The sequence below is a fragment of the Ruegeria sp. CL7 genome, assembly GCF_056536445.1.
This window is the reverse complement of record NZ_JBQFPQ010000001.1, coordinates 1,503,140-1,520,590: the sequence shown is the minus strand read 5'-3', so window position 1 is coordinate 1,520,590 and position 17,451 is coordinate 1,503,140. Positions and strand designations below refer to the sequence as shown.

Sequence of the window (17,451 nt, the reverse complement as noted above, 5' to 3'; positions counted from 1 at the left end):
AAAGGATTTTGCACTTGAGTACTACTTGTTGGCAAGTTCTCGAAAGGTTTTGACCGGAACGCGCATGAAGTGTAGCGCGCGGCTGTCCAAATCAGCTTTGTTGCCGGGTCGGGACCTTCATAGGGATGAGGTCAGAGCCTCGGAGAAATCACCAATCTCTGCTCAGGGCTCCCCGGCACGCTCTTTTTCTGCAAGTGACGCGTTGTTCTGCGACGCCGGGCTTGGGCCTGCTGATCCGCTGTCAAGGCTGGCTCACGCCGGATCACGCTATGTACCAGGCGGGCTGAATTGATCGTGAGGCACCCTGTGCGCGCAGTGAAGTTCGACTAACCTATTCAGAGGTCACAATTTGGAACAAGCAATCAGGGAAGAATTTACCATGAAACAGTCATACACTTTCGCCGCGTTGGCAGCCTTGGCCTTCAGTGTTCCATTGACAGCAGACGCTGCGCGGAACGGGTTTCGAACTGAACCCATAAACGCCACTGATTTCGAGGTCATCCCCCGCGGCGACATGCGCGCCGAAGGCTATTGGTGCGCCGCCGCGGATTATGCACGTCGAACCTTGGGATTGGGCTGGACGGACCGGATTTACGTGTTGCGAGGATACGGGCCCAGTGTCACAACCGGTCGCAGAACAGCGGTTCAGTTTTCCATCAAGCCGCCTCAAACGGTCGATGCACAACCAAGCAGCTTTGTCTCGTTCGGGTTTCAGCCTGGCAACAGTGAATCTGTACAAGGTGCGAATGCACGGTGTAATTATCGACCGTTCTTCAACGACTGACCAACCCGCAGGATAGTCACGATGCAGACCGAGTTCATTTTGCACACCCATGGACCGGGGCTTTACGATTTCACGTCCGACGTTCTGCAATGGCTTGAACGGGTGGCGAAAGATGGGGTCTTGACCCTGTTCGTTCGCCACACTTCCTGCTCATTGCTGATTCAGGAAAACGCGGACCCCGAAGTTCAAACAGATCTTCAGGCGTTCTTCGAACGGCTGGTTCCACCGTCAGACAATCCCGCCATGTCGTATCTGCGGCACACCTATGAAGGCCCGGACGATATGCCTGCGCATATCAAGGCCGCGCTCTTGCCGGTTTCGTTGACGATCCCGGTGTCGCAGGGACGACCCGTTCTGGGAACATGGCAAGGGATTTACCTGTTTGAACACCGCACTGCGCCGCATCAAAGGAAGGTTGCGGCGTATCTGGCCTGACCCACTATTTAGCGGTTTGAATTTCCGACTACCCAAACCCTAGCGGCTGCCCTATAGTTGTGGATAAGTAAGCCGCAGCGCTTACAAAAAGAGGCCGAACATGGGACGAGGAGACGGCGGATGCGCTGCCCGTTTTGCGGAAATATCGACACTCAGGTGAAAGATTCACGCCCGGCAGAGGACCACGTGGCAATCCGCCGACGCCGGTTCTGTCCGGCCTGTGGCGGACGGTTCACGACCTACGAACGTGTGCAACTGCGTGATCTGGTTGTCATAAAGACCAATGGTAAACGCGAAGATTTCGATCGCGACAAGCTGGAGCGTTCGATCCGCATCTCGATGCAGAAACGCCCCGTTGATCCCGAACGGATCGATCAGATGATTTCGGGCATCGTGCGCCGTCTGGAAAGCATGGGCGACACGGATATCCCGTCCAACAAGATCGGTGAGATCGTTATGGAAGCTCTGGCGAGGATCGACACTGTCGCCTATGTTCGCTTTGCGAGTGTGTACAAGAATTTCCAGGCGGCCGATGATTTCGAGGAGTTCGTCCACGAACTGCGCCCGCCGCAGCCTTCGACTGACGAGTGAACGAAACAGATAAGCGATTCATGGCGCTTGCCCTGTCTTTGGGGCGGCGCGGTCAGGGGATGTGCTGGCCGAACCCCGCTGTGGGGTGTGTCATCGTTCGTGATGACCGGATCATCGGGCGGGGCTGGACACAGCCGGGTGGCCGCCCTCATGCCGAGACCGAAGCCTTGGCTCAGGCCGGGCAGGGTGCGCGTGGTGCGACCGCCTATGTAACGCTGGAACCTTGTGCCCATCACGGCAAAACGCCGCCCTGCGCCGAGGCCTTGATTGCAGCAGGAGTATCCCGTGTTGTGGCCGCTGTCGAAGACAGCGATCCGCGCGTGGCCGGGCAGGGTTTTGCCATGTTGCGCGAGGCGGGAATTGACGTTGTAACTGGCGTTCTTGCGGAACAGGCAGAACGGGATCTGGAAGGCTTTTTCCTCAAGACTGAACAAGGCCGGCCTTTTGTGACGCTGAAGATGGCCAGCAGTTTTGACGGGCGCATCGCAACCTCGACAGGGCACAGCCAATGGATCACCGGACCGCAGGCACGTCGTGTGGTCCATGCCATGCGTGCACGTCACGATGCGGTGATGGTCGGGGCAGGGACGGCGCGCGCCGACGACCCCTCGCTGACCGTGCGGGATCTTGGCGTTGAGCATCAACCCGTCCGCGTCGTGGTGTCCCGCCATATGGATATTTCTCTGATGGGGCAGCTGGCGCGCACAGCCTCAAAGATACCTGTCTGGCTCTGCCATGCGCATCACCCGGATGCCGAACGTGCAAAGGCGTGGGAGGGATTGGGGGCAAAGCTGATCCCCTGTGCGTTGAAAGATCACCATATCGACGCGGTGGATCTGCTTCAGCAACTGGGTCAGGCCGGTTTGACCAGTGTCTTCTGCGAAGGCGGGGCCGCGCTTGCGGCCTCGCTGCTGGCCGAAGATCTGGTGGACGAGCTGATCGGGTTCACTGCCGGCTTAACCATCGGGGCCGAAGGCCTGGCCGCGGTCGGGACACTAGGTCTGGAAACGCTGGAGGCCGCCCCCAGATTCGAATTGATCGAGACGCAGGCGGTCGGTGGGGATGTATTGCATCGTTGGCGCAGAGCGTCGGAATAAGGTCAACGCCAAAGATGAGCGTGCGTTGCGAACGCGCCCTGAAGCTTTGACAGAAACCGGTTGAACGGACCGGACGGTGCCGAATACCCCAGCGCCAAACGTTCAACGGCCACTTCGACAGGGCAGGGTTGTCTGGTGATCGGATCGAAATAGCGTGGATAGTCAATCAAGGTGGCGTGTACCAAGCCCATCAGCGACGGCCGTGCACCTCGCCTGACGGGGACGGTATCCAGATCGGTGGTCAGGCCCCATCCCGCATAGAAGGGCGCGCCCAGAGTCGTGACCTTCACCCCGCGCAACAGTGCTTCGAACCCCAATAGCGATGTCATCGTCCACACCTCGTCCACCTGCGTCAGCAGCGAGGCGGGGTCAGTTCGGGTCACGACAAGGTCTGCAATTGACTCTGCGTCTATCTGGCCATCCCGCAAACCAGCTTCGACATCAGGGTGCGGTTTGTAGATCAGGATAGCTTCGGGGTTGGCCTCGCGCGCCGTGTTCAGCAGGTCCAGATTGCTGCCCACCGTGTTGGTGCCCAGCAGGATCGAGGCGTCATCTTCAACCTGTCCGGGCACCAGAATTCGGTGCCCATGGGGCAGAACCGGCGCGGATTGGCCCGTGTTGTATTTGCTCAAACCATCGGCCAGCAATCTCTCAATAAGCCGTTCAACGCGCAATTCCTGATCCGGGCGCAAAGTTGCACGCTCGCTGATCAGGTTTTCCAACTGGCTGGGCTTTGTGGGGTCATAGTAGATACCGACTTCGTCGGTTACCAGGGATAGGGGCGGAACAAGCGCCGCCCCCAGTCCGCGGGAACGCAAAAAACCGTCTTCCACACGAACGGCCCCTTCGCTGTCGCGCGCCTGACTGGCCCAGACCATGTGGGGGCGATCCGAGGCATCAGGTTGTGTGGCCGTAAAGCGCAACGTGCCATGCCGCCCGAAAATCTGCTGCATGTGCCTGCGTTTCCACAGGCGCATACCGGCGGCCGTCCAACCGTGCCTGTCCTGCCGCCATGCGCGGGTCTGCGCCTCCAAAATGTCCAGAACCGTTTCCATTTCGCACAGCTGATCGCGAAAGGGGTCGTACCAGGTCGGGTAAAGCAGCATCGCGGCCGCGAACAGTTGCGCGCGGGTCAGGTTGCGCTGACGGCGCTGGACTGGGAATTCATCCTGCGTCAGGCCCCACCCGGCATAGAACGGTTGACCGAAAACGCGCGGTTTGTGACCGGCCAGGATTGCTTCAAAGCCCAGCTGCGAGGAAACGGTATAAACCGCAACGGCGCCCTCGAGCAGGGGCCAGGGGCTGATGGGCTTGTCAAACCACGTGACCCGGTCTGACAGGTCCTGATCGGTGAAATGCCCCTGACGATGACCTGCCATCGTTTCTGGATGTGTCTTGATCAGAATGCGCGCGCCTGGGTTTTCCTCCTGCGCGACCACAAGCATTTCAAGAAAACGGGCACGATCAGCACCGCTTGCCGAGACGGCGGCATCGCCAACCGTCTGATCGATGACCAGTACATAACCGGGGTCAGGTGCGGCAAGATCGGGGTCAAACGCGGAATATTTGCTGAGGTGCAATTCCCTGACCCGCTCCATCGCGGCACGTGCGCGGTTCAGCAGCGCGGTGTCGTCCAAGGGATCGGTGTTCAGCAGCTTCTCAAGGTCCGAAGGTGCGGCTGCATCGAAATGCGGGCCCGAACGGTCCAGCAAAAGACCCAAGGGCGGTTCACCGGCGCGCCCCGGGTGCAGAGACCTGAGAAAGGCATCCTCGACCCGCAGAACCGGGGCGCGGTGTTTTTCGGCGATGCGCAGGCCCCGATACGCGGTCGGGCTGTTGCCCCAAATGCCCACGCAATCGCCATCCTTGGGAAGACCCAGACGAATGTCATATCCGGCAAGCGTCAGAATCCGTCTCAGGCGTTTTTGCGTAAGAAACCCGCCGTTGTAGACGAACAGCCGGGTGCGCTCGGCCCCGGCTGCGCTGTCCGGATCGGCTACCATGCATCAGTTGCCGGTCAGCGTGGCGACGTTTGCGATGGGGGTCAGGCCACCAGCGATCAGCGAGATCGATTTGCTCCACTGTGCATAGGGTGCTTCGGTCACATAAATCGTATCATCGTCGCGGATCACGAAATCCCGCGCGATGAACAGGCCGTTAGGGGCCGTCAGGTTCAGCAGGTAGATCATGCGTTGATCCCCCTTCAAGTCGGCGCGTCCCGTGATGCTGCGCGCGATGTCCTGACGCTCTTTCCGCAGAATGAAAATGCCGGTTGGATCAGAGGACAGTGTTAGCAGACCACCGACCTGAGCCAAAGCTTCCAAGGCGGTAAGGTCCTGACTGTCAAAGGCCACGCGAGACTGACCCCCGGTCGCGCCGAGAGCGATGTAAGATCTGCTGTCTTCTTCCACCAAGATGCGGTCGCCGCCACGCAAAGCGACGTCCAGTTTCGGGTTGCGGAACAGATCTTCGTACCAGACGGTGCCCTTTTGATCCCCCCGGATCAGCGTCACCAACGCGATATCTGACGCTACTGAGACCCCGCCCGCCTTGGACAGCATGCCAAGCAAGGAACGGGTTGGGCGTTCGATCGGATAGATGCCGGGGGTTGCGACTGTACCCGTCAGCGAGACGGTGGAACCGTCACCCGCAACACGCCGCACTTCGATCTGTGGGTCGGGTGTCTGTTCCCGCAGCTTGTTCGTGATCAAAACGCGAAGCTGTTCGGGCGTGTTGCCCGCGGCCCGAATCCGACCCGCATAGGGGACGAAAATGAAACCATCGCTGTCGACCTGAACTTCATCCAGAATGGTCGCCGCACCGGTTTCGCCGGACAGCAACCCGTCGTCCACGTTTTCCCATATGGTCAGGCCCAGCACGTCACCGGGGCGGACAGTGTCGGCGGTCAAGGCCTGGGCGCTGCTGAACGAGGACGAAAAGCCAAACTGAGGCACGGCGGATGTAAGGCGTGTCACGCGGTCATCGACTTCGACGACAAACGCGTTGCCGCCATTCTGGACTGCACCCGCCAGAATTTCGGTCTTGTTCGGCCCGGATTTCGGAAGTTGGCAGGCCGCCATCAAGCCGATTGCGGCCACAAGGGAAACCCCCCGCATCCATCGCTTAGGAGAGAATTGCACTGCCGGATATCCTCAGTCTTTTGTTGTTGCGGGAAGATTAGCCGGTAAGCAGCACAACTTCCAGTCACAGGGCGACCGAATTACTCGACGATTTTCAACTGTGGCGTCGGTGCCTCGTTCTTGTTCAGAAGGGCCTGATAAGGGTCACTGCTGCTGAGCATCATGTCCACGGCGCGGCGTAGCAACTGCCGCCTGCCGCGCCGGGAATAAAACCCGCCCGGAACCTGGCTGGTTTCCAGCAGGAATTGCCGGTAACAGCGATAGGCGTCGACATCCGGCGCGTCTGGTTCAGCAAAAAATACGGCGATCGACTGCTGTGATACGAAGTCGGTCTTGTCATAAACCGAACGTCCGAAAATACGCAGCGGAATACCCCGCCACAAGACCTGCTGCCCCGCAGTGGAATTCACGGTGACGGCCGAATTTGCCTCATCCAGCAAACCTGCCAGTTTTCCGCCTGGGACATAGTGAACACGGTTCTGCACCCCGTGTTTCCTGGCAATCTCCATGGCGCGCAGGTGCAATGGTTCACGGTGGTTTTCCAATGGGTGCTCTTTCACGACCAGCCTGTGATGTGCCGGTGCGCCTTGCGCGAATCCTGCGATGACCAGTTCCAGAAAATCGGACATGCAGGAGAATTCGGAATGGGCCTGAACCGAACTGTCATGCCCCAGTTGCAGCAACACGAGGTGATAGGGGAAGCCCCCCCATCTGACGCGCGCCGTGGCAATGCCGCGTTGCAGGCGATGAACAGGCATCAGCATCAGACGTTTGAAATACAACCGGAATTCCTGTGAAACCGACAGATCACGATGAGGCCGGAAATTGCGGTATCTCTTGTTCAGGAACATGACGAACCAATGATAGAGGGCACCGTAGAATATGTGTTGCCGCATATCCCCCCAATGCGACGGTGGCGGGGGCGTTTTGCTGTCCGACCGGGCCAGAGCCTGCCGCATCTGGTCGACATCCAGTGACATCAGGCGCGAATGCCCGTTTGACCCGTCCCGCTCGTACGTGACCCACCAGGGCCGCAGGTAGCCTTCTTCGAAAACGTGAACTGTCAGCCCTTGAGACTTCGCAATCTCAACTGCGCGGGCGTGGACCGGTCTCGTGTCGCCATAAAGAACGATATCCGTGACGCCTTTGTCGGCAATCAACCTGTTCAATGTCTCGGGCCAATCGCCGGGCGTGTTCCGGAATGCGATGAAACTTGCCTTGTCGAACCAGAACGCCTGATCCCCCGCATTGAACCCAACCCGCCAGACCTGTGCCCCCGTGGCGCGCAACATCTGCCCGAGTGTCGAGAAAAACGGCCCGTGAGGTCCCTGAAGAAACAGGAAGACCCGTTTGTCTGAGCCTGAAGGCATTTGCGGCATCTGGACTGCTCTTTTTTTTGGTTTTGTTGCCGAAACTATGCCCGTTTGGGCCTTGTACGGCAAGGCGGGGCTTGCCCGCGCGGCCCATTGGGCTTACCTCGACGGTGAAAAGCAGGCACAGGTTATGAACTGAGGGTTAACGGAATGTTCACAGGGATCGTCACCGACATCGGCACCGTCACCGAGCTGGAACAGCAGGGGGATCTGCGCGCCCGGATCAAGACGGCCTATGACACGGCCGGTATCGATATCGGAGCCTCGATTGCCAGTGATGGTGTGTGCCTGACGGTGATCGCGCTGGGCGACGATTGGTATGATGTTCAGATCAGCGCCGAGACGGTTTCGAAGACCAATCTTGATACCTGGGCCGTCGGCAAACGTGTCAATCTGGAGCGAGCGCTGAAAGTCGGTGATGAACTGGGCGGTCACATCGTTTCGGGTCATGTGGATGGCGTGGCCGATGTGGTCGCGGTCGAAGATGAAGGCGACAGCACACGTGTCACCTTGCGTGCACCGAAGGAACTGGCGCGGTTCATAGCGCCCAAAGGGTCGGTTGCGCTGAACGGGACATCGCTGACGGTCAATGACGTGAATGATTGCGAGTTTGGCATCAATTTCATCCCTCACACCAAGGAAGTCACGACCTGGGGCGATGTCGGTGTGGGCGATCGCGTCAATCTTGAGATCGATACACTGGCCCGGTACGTCGCGCGCCTGTCCGAGATGTCCTGATACGTCGCGTCGGAAAACCCCAGCGCCGTTTGTGGACTGGTCTTTGCGCCCTCAGTGGTCTATTCCGCCGAGCAAACCTGCCATGTGAAAGGCTGCCCCATGAGCTTTGAAACCCCCGGACCGGTCGAGGCCCAGTTGCGTGACGCGATCAGCCCGATCGAAGAAATCATCGAAGAGGCGCGCGCCGGCCGGATGTACATTCTGGTCGATCACGAAGATCGCGAGAACGAAGGCGATCTGGTGATCCCGGCCGAGTTTGCGGATGCCGAGGCGATCAACTTCATGGCCACCCATGGGCGCGGCCTGATCTGTTTGCCGATGACGGCGGAACGGATAGATGCGCTGGGCTTGCCGATGATGGCCGTGAACAACTCATCCCGCCACGAGACGGCCTTTACGGTTTCGATTGAGGCGCGCGAAGGTGTCAGCACCGGGATTTCAGCCGCCGACCGGGCGCTGACCGTGGCGACCGCAATCAACGAACAGAACACGATGGCGCATATCGCCACCCCGGGCCATGTCTTCCCGTTGCGGGCAAAGCGGGGCGGGGTGCTGGTGCGCGCAGGCCATACTGAGGCCGCCGTGGATATCTCGCGTCTTGCCGGGCTGAACCCGTCAGGCGTGATCTGCGAGATCATGAATGAAGACGGAACCATGGCGCGCCTACCGGATCTGGTCGAGTTCGCCAAAAAGCACAACATGAAAATCGGCACGATCAGCGACCTGATCAGCTATCGGGCGCGCAATGACAATCTGGTTGTCGAGACTTCTCGTCAAACAGTCACCTCGGAATACGGCGGTGAGTGGGAAATGCGGATTTTCACCGATCAGACCCACGGCATTGAACATGTTGTCATGATCAAAGGCGACATCACCACGCCCGAGCCCGTTCTGACGCGCACGCACGCCCTGCATGAAGCGCCGGATATCCTGGGGCTTGGTCCGAAATCATCCCGCGAGTTGCCGCGCGCGATGGAAAAGATCGCCGAAGAGGGCCGCGGAGTGGTCTGCCTGTTCCGCCAGCCGCGCAACTCGTTGTATGCGGTCGAGGATGAAGGCCCGCGCACCATCAAGCAAACCGGTCTGGGGGCGCAGATTCTGTCCAAGATGGGGATTCAGGAACTGGTGCTTCTGACCGACTCTCCTGAAACGGTGTATCTTGGGCTGGACGCGTTTGGCCTGTCAATCGTCGGCACCCGCTCGATTCTGAAGGAAGACTGAACATGGCTGAACAAGACAAACACGGAATTCTGCCGACACCCAGCTTCGACAAGCCGGTGAAACTGCTGATCGTGGCCGCTCCGTTCTACCGCTCGATCGCCGACAACCTGATTGCGGGTGCCACGGCCGAGATCGAAGCGGCTGGCGGCACCTGCGAAGTGGTCGAAGTGCCCGGCGCGCTGGAAATTCCCACGGCCATCGCCATGGCCGACCGACAGTGCAACTTTGACGGCTATGTCGCGCTTGGCTGTGTCATCCGCGGTGAGACCACGCATTACGAAACCGTCTGCAACGACTCCAGCCGCGCGATCCAGCTGCTGGGCCTACAGGGGCTGTGCATCGGCAACGGCATCCTGACGGTCGAGAATGACGAGCAGGCCGAAGTCCGCGCCGATCCGGAAAAGATGAATAAAGGGGGTGGCGCGGCCGCTGCGGCCTTGCATCTGATCGCGCTCAGCCGTAAGTGGGGCGCTTCGAAAAAGGGCGTCGGATTCAAGCCGCCGTCCGAGTCCATCCTGGTGGCGGGCGACAGCAACGGATCAACGACAACATGACCCAGACAGACACGCCGAAACCGGCAAACCGGAAACGCCTGATGAAATCCGCAGCGCGGCTTTATGCCGTGCAGGCGCTGTTCCAGATGGAACAGTCGGGCCAGACGACCGAACAGGTGGTCAACGAGTTTCTGGACCACCGGTTCGGCGCGGTCTACGAGGGCGACGAGATGCTTGAGGGCGACAGCACGCTGTTCCGCAAGCTGGTGGATGACGCCGTGAACTATCAGGCGCCGATCGACCAGATGACCGACCGCGCGCTGGTGGCGAAATGGCCGATCGCGCGCATCGACCCGACCCTGCGCGCGCTGTTTCGCGCGGCGGGTGCGGAACTGACCCAAAGCGGCACACCGCCCAAAGTGGTGATCACCGAGTTTGTCGATGTGGCACGTGCCTTTTTTCCAGAAGGTAAAGAACCCAAATTCGTTAATGCCGTGCTGGATCACATGGCGCGCGAGGCGCAGCCCGAGGCGTTCTGACACGTTTACCTGAACCAGACATGCGCTAGCATTGTTGTCGAAGCGCAAGGAGGTTCGCCATGCCCAAACTGATCCGCCTGTATATCACGCAAGTCGCCTGGGGTTTTGTCATTTCGGCCGTGTTTGTCGGGGTGCTCTTGGCGCTGAACGTCGCGAACCTTCGGCATCTGATCTCCGGGTCGGAAATCGGCCTGATCGCGTTGGTGATGATCTGGTTCATGAACGGCATCGTCTTTGCCGGCGTTCAGTTCGCGTACAAGATCATGAGCATGGCGGAAAAGCCGCAGGGGCCGCGTCGGGGAACACCGGTCGCACACAGCTTCGAGCCGGCAACCGTGAAACAGGAAGCCCACGCAGGGCGCTGATATTTCAGGGAAAGTGCGGCGGGACCACCAGTCAACCGTGCGGTTTGATTCCCGAGGACCTGTATGTACAGGTGGGCGCCGGGTAATCAGGCCAGGACCTGAACAGAGCCAGCCCCCTCGGAATTGCTTAAGGCCACCAGAATGCTACCTGTCACAAGAAGGGCAGAACCCGCCACGCGCTTAAGTAGGGTGTCTGACGGGTTCGCGCAAGAGGTCAGGCGTCAACAGTTTCGTGCAATGACACACGCAACTTGCCGAAATGTTCATCCCACCCTTTGTCCAGAGCCAGGATCAGATCAAATGCTGCGACGCCTTGCGGTAATCCTTCGTGCACAAGCTCAAGACGTGTGCCGCCCAAAACCGGTTCCAATGTCCATTTGACCACGCTTACAGCGTCCCCCATCGGTTTGACGGTAAAGGTGTGTTCAAGATATTTGGGGGGGCGGGCGATACGGACCTCTCCCCAGATCAGTAAGTCGCCGCTTGTCGTGCCGAACAACTCAAGCTTCTGACCTTCTGCCAGTGTTCTTTCCGTTTTGTGGAACCATTCCGCCAGATGGTCAGGTTCTGTCAGATAAGCCCAAACGGTTTCCGGTTCCGCCCTGAGGAAAATCGATTTCTTCAATACGGCATCAGTCATTTTGTTTCCTTTCAATAGCTTCCTTGAGAGAGTTGAGGCGATCATCCCAGAACTGGTCAAAATAGCTGAGCCAGTCGAGCACCGGGGCCATACCCTGTGGTTCAAGTCGATTGATGCGTTCCCGGCCGCGCGCTTCGACTGTGATCAACCCACCGTCGGACAGAATCGTCAGGTGTTTTTTGACCGCAGCCCGAGTTATGTCGAACCGGTCCGTCAACTGCCCGATCGTCATGTCCTGTGACGAGAGCAGTCGTACGATGTTCCGGCGTGTGGGATCGGCCAGCGCGCGAAACGCGTTTTGAGTTTGGTTCTCCATAAGCAACCTCAGGAATAGTACCGTTTGGTACTATATTAATGCGATACCAAAAGGTACTATGTCAAGACGCAAAGGTGCTTTACTTTTGTTCGCTAATTGTTCACATTTTCGGCTATGACTTTGGATCTGCAACCTGGACAGAGACTGGCACGTGGCGTCGCTCGGCATCTTGCGGCGCATGGCTTTGTTTCCGTAGAAGAATTTGTGCCTGCGCGCGGGTTGCGCGTGGACGTGATGGGGCTGGGGCCAAAGGGTGAGTTGTGGGTGATTGAGTGCAAATCCAGCCGTGCCGATTATCAGTCGGATTCGAAATGGCAGGGCTATTTGGAATGGTGTGACCGATTCTTCTGGGCCGTCGATACAGAATTCCCGACCGATCTGTTGCCTGATGAAACAGGCCTGATCATCGCCGATGCCTATGATGCGGAAATCGTGCGTATGGCGCCCGAGGACAAAATCGCACCGGCGCGGCGCAAGAAGATGATCCAGAAATTTGCAACGGATGCCGCGCGCCGTTTACACGCGCTTCGGGATCCCAGGCTGTAAGGTCAGCCTTTGACCGCAAGGGCGGCTTGTACCGCAGCGCGAATTTCGTCGGCGATTTCTTCTGCTTCTTCCGGGTCAAAATCCATCGGTATTTCGATGCCGTCAGCTTCGATGAACAGGCGGACCATACCCTGATCGGTCGGACCGATTTGCAGGTTTGCCTGAATGTCGCGTTCGGTATTGATGCCCATCTGTGCCTCCGAGACTGAGCGTTCCTGCTAGCGCGCACGGGGTTGAGAATCAAGTCACCTTTGCGGTCAGATAAGATATGAAAGACGCCGTTCTCAGACCCTTTCACCCCGATGACGCCGCGTGGCTGGTTGAACAGCACGGTCTGCTTTATGCGCGCGACGAAGGGTTTGATGACAGCTTTGCGCCCCTGGTGGCCAGCATCCTTGACGACTTCATCGCCAACAGTGACCCCGAGCTTGAAAGAGGCTGGATCGCCGAGCAGGACGGGCAGCGTCTGGGCAGTATTTTCTGCGTTGCTGTTGACCGGAATACCGCCAAGTTGCGGCTGTTTCTGCTTGTCCCGAAAGCACGAGGGCTGGGGCTGGGAAAGCGCCTGCTACAAGCATGCACTGCCTTCGCACGCGGGGCAGGATACAAAGAAATGGTTCTGTGGACGCACGAAAGCCATACCGCCGCCTGCGCACTTTACAAGGCGTCCGGCTGGGAATTGACAGACAGCAAAGCGGTGCATTCCTTCGGTGTCGATCTTGTCGAACAAAGCTGGAAATTTCGGCTTTAATCCTCTTGCATTCCGCGGGCGTGTTCGGTACATCGCCCCTCACGAGTGCCGCCTTAGCTCAGTTGGTTAGAGCGCTGGATTGTGGATCCAGAGGTCCCCTGTTCAAGCCAGGGAGGCGGTACCACTTCTCCCCTTTTGAATGTGCTGTAAAGCGCGCGGGCGCGCGGTGATTGGCGTTGATTTGGTTTGGTGTCCAGACGTGACTGGCGCGCCGAAACTCAGCGCGCCAGGTTCAGTTTGAACCGCATCTTGGCCCGTTTTGCGACCGGTAGGTGCCGGTTCAGGCGTTTGTTGATCAGGCCAAAGCCCCCGACGATTACCAGCGTCAGCAGGATGAAATAGAACGCCAGTATCGGGTATGGGATGAACGGGTTGAACGTCTTGTCCGCAAAGTAACTGGCGTAATACAGGGCGTCTCCGCGTTGCTGCCAGGCCGGGAAGGCTGAAAAGAAGACCAGCGTTGTCGCGTGGAAAAGAAAGATTGCTTCGTTTGTGTAGGCAGGCCAGGCAAGCCGCAACATGGTGGGCCAGACGATCCGGCGAAAACGGGCCCAGCCTGACATGCCATAGGCATCTGCGGCTTCGATATCGCCCTTGGGAATGGACCTTAGCGCTCCGTAAAAGATCTCGCCTGAATAGGCGGCAGTGTTGAGGAACAGCACGATCAGCGCCCCCAGCCAGGCCGAGGTGAAGGCGTCAAACATCGGGTTGGATTTCTTCAGCGACAGGAACAGGAAATAAGCGAAGAAAAACTGTATAAACAAGGGCGAGCCGCGAAACAGGAAAATGAACCATTCCGAAGGCTTGCGAAGCCATTTGTTTGCTGACGCCTTGCCGACGGCCAGGGCCGTGGCCAGAAAGAAGCCGGTCGCCAGCGCCATGATCCCGAAATAGACATTCCAGATCATCCCCGACCCGATCAGCGTGAACTGTTCGCACAGGGTGAAGTCACTTTTGGGCAGTAGCCGCTCGCCGAGACCCAGGGACCGAAGGCCGTAATCTTGAATCGTCTGCAAGCAGCTCATGCCGTGGTCTCCTTGCGCAGAAGCTCGCCGCCGGACGTGGCCTGCCCGTGGGACAGTTTCCGCATCAGATTTTCAAGCCCAAGTTCAGACACGCGCGTCATGCCGAGGTAGAAGACAAGCAGGAACAGGAAGTACCACATGCGCCAGTCGCCATGCGGATACTGGGTGAACTTGGACGTCTTGGTGCCGCCAAGTTCGCGGGCCCAATAAACGATGTCTTCGATCCCCAGCAGGAACAGCAGCGGAGTAGCCTTGATGAGAACCATCCAAAGATTCGACAGGCCGGGCAGGGCATAAACCCACATCTGCGGCACAAGGATGCGCCAGAAGGTCTGACGACGGGACATGCCATATGCTTCGGCGGTTTCAAGCTGCGCGTGGGGCACGGCGCGCATTCCACCAAACAGAACGTTTGCCGCAAACGCCCCGAAAACAATCGAGAAGGTAACGACGGCCAGGAAGAAGCCATAGGTTTCATGCACCCATTCCGGTGCAGTCCCCAATGGCAGCTTGGCCGCCTGACAGACGATAAAGTCATTTCCCTGCCGGATCGGGTCGGTCCATTCGGGGCACAATATCTTGTGCCGCGTCCATTCGAACGCCTGATCCAACGCTATCACGAAAAACAGGAAGAAAGCGATGTCCGGGACACCGCGCACGATGGCAATATACCCTTTGCCCAGCCAGCTCAGGGGCGGGAAATGTGATCGGGCGGCCATTGCGCCAACAAAACCAAACGCCAATGCGACCGGCGCGGTCACCGCCAGCAATCCCAACACCTTGAGGAACGACAGGTAGAAGGACCAGTGCACGCCGTTGGTCAGGTAGCAGGAGAACCAGCGGAATGTTCCGAGCGTGTCAGGGTCAGCGCAATAGGAAAACATGAAGCGTCTTTCGAACGTCATACCCGGTTATTCCACCGGGCAGGGTTCGGCGCGATGGACGCGCCGAACCGCTTGATACGGATTAGTTTGTAACGACCGAACCGTCAGCGTTGTAGGTCGGAACGCCTTCGCCGAACCACTTGATGATCAGTTCATTCAACGAACCGTCCGCTTTCATCGATGTGATCGCCTCATCGAACTTTCCACGCAGTTCGCCATCCGATTCACGGATGCCCAGCCCGATGCCACCGCCCAGCGGCACGTCATCACCCACAAAGACCAGCTCTCCGGCGGATTCCTCGACGATCGGCACCAGGAAGTCCTTGTCGGCAAACACGGCATCGGCTTCACCGTTGCGCACGGCTGCGATGGTTTCTTCCGGAGTTGCAAACTCGACCAGTGTCGCGCCCGACTCGGCTACGTGGCCTGCCTGAATGGTGGCGGTCTGTGCGGCAACGACGCCGGTGGAGACATCAACATCCTCGGACGCACCGACATAGGCCGAAGCCGCAGGCGGGAAGTAGTTCTGGGTGAAGTCGATGACTTCGTCACGTTCGTCGGTGATCGACATGCCTGCGATGATGGTGTCGTAGTTGCCCGAGACCAGGTTCGGAATGATCGAATCCCAGTCGTTCTTGACCCATTCACATTCCAGATTTGCGCGCTTGCACAGTTCGTCGCCGACTTCACGCTCGAAGCCGTCGATTTCGCCCGCATCATTGATGAAGTTGTACGGAGGGTAGGCGCCCTCGGTCCCCATGCGGACCGTGTCGGCCATGGCGATACCGGCGGTCAGGGCCAGTGCGGCAGTGGACAGAATCAGATTTTTCATTGGTTGCTCCCCAGTTTGGTTCTGTTTTTGAAGTTAAGCCGCCTGAGTGGCGGAGAGAAAACCCCGAAGCCGTTCGGATTCAGGAGATGTGAAGATATCTTCCGGCGTGCCTTCTTCCTCGATCAGGCCCTGGTGCAGGAACACCACGTGGCTTGAAATGTCGGCGGCCATTTTCATGTCATGCGTTACGATGATCATGGTGCGCCCTTCGGCGGCCAGGTCCTTGATCACCTTTATCACTTCCTGTTCCAGTTCAGGGTCCAAAGCCGAAGTCGGTTCATCAAACAGCAGGGCTTCGGGTTCCATGCACAGGCCGCGGGCGATGGCGGCGCGTTGTTGCTGCCCCCCTGACAATTGCGCCGGATAGGCGTCGCATTTGTCGCCGATGCCAACTTTGTCCAGATACTTGCGCGCGCTGTCTTCAACCTCGGCCCTGTCGCGCCCCAGAACGGTCACTGGGGCCTCCATCACATTTTGCAGGATGGTCATATGAGCCCAAAGATTGAACTGTTGAAACACCATCGACAGGTTGGTGCGTATGCGCAGAACCTGTTTGGAGTCGGCGGGGCGGCGCCCGTGCTTTTCCCCGGACCATTTGACAGGCTCACCCTTGAAAAGGATTTCTCCTTGCTGGCTGTCCTCCAAAAGGTTGCAGCACCGCAAAAGCGTCGATTTGCCGGACCCAGACGACCCAATCAGTGATACCACGTCACCGCGATGTGCCGTGATATCGACCCCCTTCAACACCTCTAGATTTCCGAAGCTTTTGTGAAGGTCTTTGATTTCGATGACGGGGGCAGTTTCTGTCACGGGCAGTCCAGTGGTTGGTGGTGTTGGTGCGGTACTAGGACCGAAAAAAAAGGTCAATGCAATGCGCAAATGACAGAATCAAGCGGAGAAACATCCAAATTGGCCAAAATCAGTCGTCAAATTGGGCAGTCGCTGATCCGCTATCTTTGGGAGAAGGCGGAGTGGGGACCGCCAGGTAGTGCGCCGCGGGAATATCGATCAACCCGCGTATATGCAGAAATCGTTGGTCGTCGTCGCAAAGCTGGTCAATTGCGGCCCGAACAGCGCCTGCAATGACCTGCGGATTCTGACTCATCGATGTGATGTAGGGAAGGGTCGGAGTCGGAGTCGTTCTTGCCAGTTCGCGCAGTTTGGTTCCCAAATTGCTATGTTGTTGCAGCATCAGCCACGTCAACATGTCCAGCGCGGCAAAGTCCGCTTTGCCACCTGCGACGGCTTGGGCAGACAGCGCATGCCCGCCGGTTTCCAACAGTCCGGCGGGGTGCAGGTTTGCCTGGATCATATGTGTGATCGGGGCTGCCCAGCCGGATTGGGACAAGCCCTCATTATACGCGAAAACCCCTGTGCTCAGCCCCGCCAGATCCCGGTCGTCGTCATTCCGTGCCACAAAGACCGAGCAATAGTATCCGGGGGGACATCCAGGCAGGTCATAGTCCGGAGTGCCAACCAGTTGCACGTGACCATGCAATCGGGTTCGAAACGGCATGCCGCAGGTTTGTGCCAGAATCAGGTTTGGGTCCTGCCAGACCGCCCACACGTCTTTGTCGCGGTTAAGGTGTTCGGGACCTGATCCAAGTTGGGCACGAATCAGGTTCCAGAACCTGTCATTGGCGGCTTGCAGGGCAGGCATGTCATACATGCCCAGCATGG

22 protein-coding genes and 1 tRNA gene are annotated in these 17,451 nt (G+C 58.4%); 12 read left to right on the top strand and 11 right to left on the bottom strand.

Annotated elements, in window-relative coordinates:
- The first annotated feature begins 379 nt into the window (after positions 1-379).
- The 4 genes from ACR0LI_RS07675 (at position 380) to ribD (ending at position 2,907) form a co-directional block, all read left to right on the top strand.
- Complete coding sequence (locus ACR0LI_RS07675) at positions 380-784, top strand: hypothetical protein (protein WP_480718275.1); 405 nt, start codon at positions 380-382, stop codon at positions 782-784.
- A gap of 21 nt (positions 785-805) precedes the next feature.
- Positions 806-1,219 carry a secondary thiamine-phosphate synthase enzyme YjbQ gene (locus ACR0LI_RS07670; protein WP_480718274.1) on the top strand — a complete coding sequence of 138 codons (414 nt, stop codon included), beginning with the start codon at positions 806-808 and terminating at the stop codon, positions 1,217-1,219.
- Positions 1,220-1,339: 120 nt separating this feature from the next.
- Positions 1,340-1,810 carry a transcriptional regulator NrdR gene (gene nrdR / locus ACR0LI_RS07665; protein ID WP_117869416.1) on the top strand — a complete coding sequence of 157 codons (471 nt, stop codon included), beginning with the start codon at positions 1,340-1,342 and terminating at the stop codon, positions 1,808-1,810.
- Complete coding sequence (gene ribD, locus ACR0LI_RS07660) at positions 1,807-2,907, top strand: bifunctional diaminohydroxyphosphoribosylaminopyrimidine deaminase/5-amino-6-(5-phosphoribosylamino)uracil reductase RibD (RefSeq protein WP_480718273.1); 1,101 nt, start codon at positions 1,807-1,809, stop codon at positions 2,905-2,907. Before nrdR ends, ribD begins: the two co-directional genes overlap by 4 nt.
- 2 nt (positions 2,908-2,909) lie before the next feature.
- Here ribD and ACR0LI_RS07655 read toward each other — a convergent pair whose 3' ends face one another.
- From ACR0LI_RS07655 to ACR0LI_RS07645, 3 genes are all read right to left on the bottom strand, one after another.
- Complete coding sequence (locus ACR0LI_RS07655) at positions 2,910-4,910, bottom strand: capsular polysaccharide biosynthesis protein (RefSeq protein WP_480718272.1); 2,001 nt, start codon at positions 4,908-4,910, stop codon at positions 2,910-2,912.
- Between the two features lie 3 nt (positions 4,911-4,913).
- Positions 4,914-6,047, bottom strand: coding sequence for a polysaccharide biosynthesis/export family protein (locus ACR0LI_RS07650; protein WP_348539510.1), 1,134 nt, complete (start codon positions 6,045-6,047; stop codon positions 4,914-4,916).
- Between the two features lie 80 nt (positions 6,048-6,127).
- The gene (locus ACR0LI_RS07645) at positions 6,128-7,417 is read right to left on the bottom strand and encodes a capsule biosynthesis protein (protein WP_480718271.1); all 1,290 of its coding nucleotides are present in this window, start codon (positions 7,415-7,417) and stop codon (positions 6,128-6,130) included.
- 153 nt (positions 7,418-7,570) lie between these two features.
- Between ACR0LI_RS07645 and ACR0LI_RS07640 the strand changes: the two genes are divergently transcribed.
- From ACR0LI_RS07640 to ACR0LI_RS07620, 5 genes are all read left to right on the top strand, one after another.
- Positions 7,571-8,158: a riboflavin synthase gene (locus ACR0LI_RS07640; protein ID WP_480487164.1), complete on the top strand. Its 588-nt coding sequence runs from the start codon at positions 7,571-7,573 to the stop codon at positions 8,156-8,158.
- 99 nt (positions 8,159-8,257) lie between these two features.
- Positions 8,258-9,379, top strand: a complete 1,122-nt coding sequence (ribB, locus tag ACR0LI_RS07635) for a 3,4-dihydroxy-2-butanone-4-phosphate synthase (RefSeq protein WP_171119533.1) — start codon at positions 8,258-8,260, stop codon at positions 9,377-9,379.
- 2 nt (positions 9,380-9,381) lie between these two features.
- Positions 9,382-9,933 carry a 6,7-dimethyl-8-ribityllumazine synthase gene (locus ACR0LI_RS07630; protein WP_171723519.1) on the top strand — a complete coding sequence of 184 codons (552 nt, stop codon included), beginning with the start codon at positions 9,382-9,384 and terminating at the stop codon, positions 9,931-9,933.
- Positions 9,930-10,412: a transcription antitermination factor NusB gene (gene nusB / locus ACR0LI_RS07625; RefSeq protein WP_171119535.1), complete on the top strand. Its 483-nt coding sequence runs from the start codon at positions 9,930-9,932 to the stop codon at positions 10,410-10,412. Before ACR0LI_RS07630 ends, nusB begins: the two co-directional genes overlap by 4 nt.
- Before the next feature lie 59 nt (positions 10,413-10,471).
- Entirely contained in the window at positions 10,472-10,777 is a 306-nt protein-coding gene (locus ACR0LI_RS07620) for a hypothetical protein (protein ID WP_171723518.1), read from the top strand.
- A gap of 214 nt (positions 10,778-10,991) precedes the next feature.
- Here ACR0LI_RS07620 and ACR0LI_RS07615 read toward each other — a convergent pair whose 3' ends face one another.
- Together ACR0LI_RS07615 and ACR0LI_RS07610 are read right to left on the bottom strand one after the other, a co-directional pair.
- Positions 10,992-11,417 (bottom strand): SRPBCC family protein, encoded by a 426-nt coding sequence (locus tag ACR0LI_RS07615; RefSeq protein WP_480718270.1) that lies wholly within the window; start codon positions 11,415-11,417, stop codon positions 10,992-10,994.
- Complete coding sequence (locus tag ACR0LI_RS07610; protein ID WP_171723517.1) at positions 11,410-11,733, bottom strand: ArsR/SmtB family transcription factor; 324 nt, start codon at positions 11,731-11,733, stop codon at positions 11,410-11,412. The genes ACR0LI_RS07615 and ACR0LI_RS07610 overlap by 8 nt, the downstream gene beginning before the upstream one ends.
- Positions 11,734-11,847: 114 nt before the next feature.
- Here ACR0LI_RS07610 and ACR0LI_RS07605 point away from each other — a divergent pair, with 114 nt between their 5' ends.
- The gene (locus ACR0LI_RS07605) at positions 11,848-12,279 is read left to right on the top strand and encodes an MmcB family DNA repair protein (RefSeq protein WP_152457561.1); all 432 of its coding nucleotides are present in this window, start codon (positions 11,848-11,850) and stop codon (positions 12,277-12,279) included.
- Positions 12,280-12,281: 2 nt separating this feature from the next.
- On the opposite strand, the gene ACR0LI_RS07600 is transcribed toward ACR0LI_RS07605, so the two are convergent.
- Complete coding sequence (locus ACR0LI_RS07600; RefSeq protein WP_152457562.1) at positions 12,282-12,470, bottom strand: DUF6324 family protein; 189 nt, start codon at positions 12,468-12,470, stop codon at positions 12,282-12,284.
- 77 nt (positions 12,471-12,547) lie between these two features.
- Between ACR0LI_RS07600 and ACR0LI_RS07595 the strand changes: the two genes are divergently transcribed.
- A complete protein-coding gene (locus ACR0LI_RS07595; RefSeq protein WP_480718269.1) occupies positions 12,548-13,030 on the top strand; it encodes an N-acetyltransferase family protein in 483 nt (160 codons plus the stop codon).
- A 47-nt stretch (positions 13,031-13,077) separates the two neighbouring features.
- Positions 13,078-13,154: transfer RNA gene (locus ACR0LI_RS07590), tRNA-His, on the top strand.
- Between the two features lie 94 nt (positions 13,155-13,248).
- On the opposite strand, the gene ACR0LI_RS07585 is transcribed toward ACR0LI_RS07590, so the two are convergent.
- From ACR0LI_RS07585 to ACR0LI_RS07565, 5 genes are all read right to left on the bottom strand, one after another.
- The gene (locus tag ACR0LI_RS07585; RefSeq protein ID WP_209833474.1) at positions 13,249-14,055 is read right to left on the bottom strand and encodes an ABC transporter permease; all 807 of its coding nucleotides are present in this window, start codon (positions 14,053-14,055) and stop codon (positions 13,249-13,251) included.
- Positions 14,052-14,939, bottom strand: coding sequence for an ABC transporter permease (locus ACR0LI_RS07580; RefSeq protein WP_480619979.1), 888 nt, complete (start codon positions 14,937-14,939; stop codon positions 14,052-14,054). Before ACR0LI_RS07580 ends, ACR0LI_RS07585 begins: the two co-directional genes overlap by 4 nt.
- A gap of 82 nt (positions 14,940-15,021) precedes the next feature.
- Positions 15,022-15,771 (bottom strand): transporter substrate-binding domain-containing protein, encoded by a 750-nt coding sequence (locus ACR0LI_RS07575; RefSeq protein ID WP_171723514.1) that lies wholly within the window; start codon positions 15,769-15,771, stop codon positions 15,022-15,024.
- Positions 15,772-15,804: 33 nt separating this feature from the next.
- Positions 15,805-16,581 (bottom strand): ABC transporter ATP-binding protein, encoded by a 777-nt coding sequence (locus tag ACR0LI_RS07570; RefSeq protein ID WP_171633399.1) that lies wholly within the window; start codon positions 16,579-16,581, stop codon positions 15,805-15,807.
- Between the two features lie 109 nt (positions 16,582-16,690).
- A complete protein-coding gene (locus ACR0LI_RS07565) occupies positions 16,691-17,449 on the bottom strand; it encodes a phosphate/phosphite/phosphonate ABC transporter substrate-binding protein (RefSeq protein WP_480718345.1) in 759 nt (252 codons plus the stop codon).
- Between the last annotated feature and the right edge of the window lie 2 nt (positions 17,450-17,451).

Excerpts from the sequence above, each read along its gene's own strand:
- ACR0LI_RS07675 (WP_480718275.1), top strand. The coding sequence starts at position 380 with ATGAAACAGTCATACACTTTCGCCGCGTTGGCAGCCTTGGCCTTCAGT.
- ACR0LI_RS07670 (WP_480718274.1), top strand. The coding sequence starts at position 806 with ATGCAGACCGAGTTCATTTTGCACACCCATGGACCGGGGCTTTACGAT.
- nrdR (WP_117869416.1), top strand. The coding sequence starts at position 1,340 with ATGCGCTGCCCGTTTTGCGGAAATATCGACACTCAGGTGAAAGATTCA.
- ACR0LI_RS07655 (WP_480718272.1), bottom strand. The coding sequence starts at position 4,910 with ATGGTAGCCGATCCGGACAGCGCAGCCGGGGCCGAGCGCACCCGGCTG.
- ACR0LI_RS07645 (WP_480718271.1), bottom strand. The coding sequence starts at position 7,417 with ATGCCTTCAGGCTCAGACAAACGGGTCTTCCTGTTTCTTCAGGGACCT.
- ACR0LI_RS07640 (WP_480487164.1), top strand. The coding sequence starts at position 7,571 with ATGTTCACAGGGATCGTCACCGACATCGGCACCGTCACCGAGCTGGAA.
- ribB (WP_171119533.1), top strand. The coding sequence starts at position 8,258 with ATGAGCTTTGAAACCCCCGGACCGGTCGAGGCCCAGTTGCGTGACGCG.
- ACR0LI_RS07630 (WP_171723519.1), top strand. The coding sequence starts at position 9,382 with ATGGCTGAACAAGACAAACACGGAATTCTGCCGACACCCAGCTTCGAC.
- nusB (WP_171119535.1), top strand. The coding sequence starts at position 9,930 with ATGACCCAGACAGACACGCCGAAACCGGCAAACCGGAAACGCCTGATG.
- ACR0LI_RS07620 (WP_171723518.1), top strand. The coding sequence starts at position 10,472 with ATGCCCAAACTGATCCGCCTGTATATCACGCAAGTCGCCTGGGGTTTT.
- ACR0LI_RS07615 (WP_480718270.1), bottom strand. The coding sequence starts at position 11,417 with ATGACTGATGCCGTATTGAAGAAATCGATTTTCCTCAGGGCGGAACCG.
- ACR0LI_RS07610 (WP_171723517.1), bottom strand. The coding sequence starts at position 11,733 with ATGGAGAACCAAACTCAAAACGCGTTTCGCGCGCTGGCCGATCCCACA.
- ACR0LI_RS07605 (WP_152457561.1), top strand. The coding sequence starts at position 11,848 with ATGACTTTGGATCTGCAACCTGGACAGAGACTGGCACGTGGCGTCGCT.
- ACR0LI_RS07600 (WP_152457562.1), bottom strand. The coding sequence starts at position 12,470 with ATGGGCATCAATACCGAACGCGACATTCAGGCAAACCTGCAAATCGGT.
- ACR0LI_RS07595 (WP_480718269.1), top strand. The coding sequence starts at position 12,548 with ATGAAAGACGCCGTTCTCAGACCCTTTCACCCCGATGACGCCGCGTGG.
- ACR0LI_RS07585 (WP_209833474.1), bottom strand. The coding sequence starts at position 14,055 with ATGAGCTGCTTGCAGACGATTCAAGATTACGGCCTTCGGTCCCTGGGT.
- ACR0LI_RS07580 (WP_480619979.1), bottom strand. The coding sequence starts at position 14,939 with ATGTTTTCCTATTGCGCTGACCCTGACACGCTCGGAACATTCCGCTGG.
- ACR0LI_RS07575 (WP_171723514.1), bottom strand. The coding sequence starts at position 15,771 with ATGAAAAATCTGATTCTGTCCACTGCCGCACTGGCCCTGACCGCCGGT.
- ACR0LI_RS07565 (WP_480718345.1), bottom strand. The coding sequence starts at position 17,449 with ATGCTGGGCATGTATGACATGCCTGCCCTGCAAGCCGCCAATGACAGG.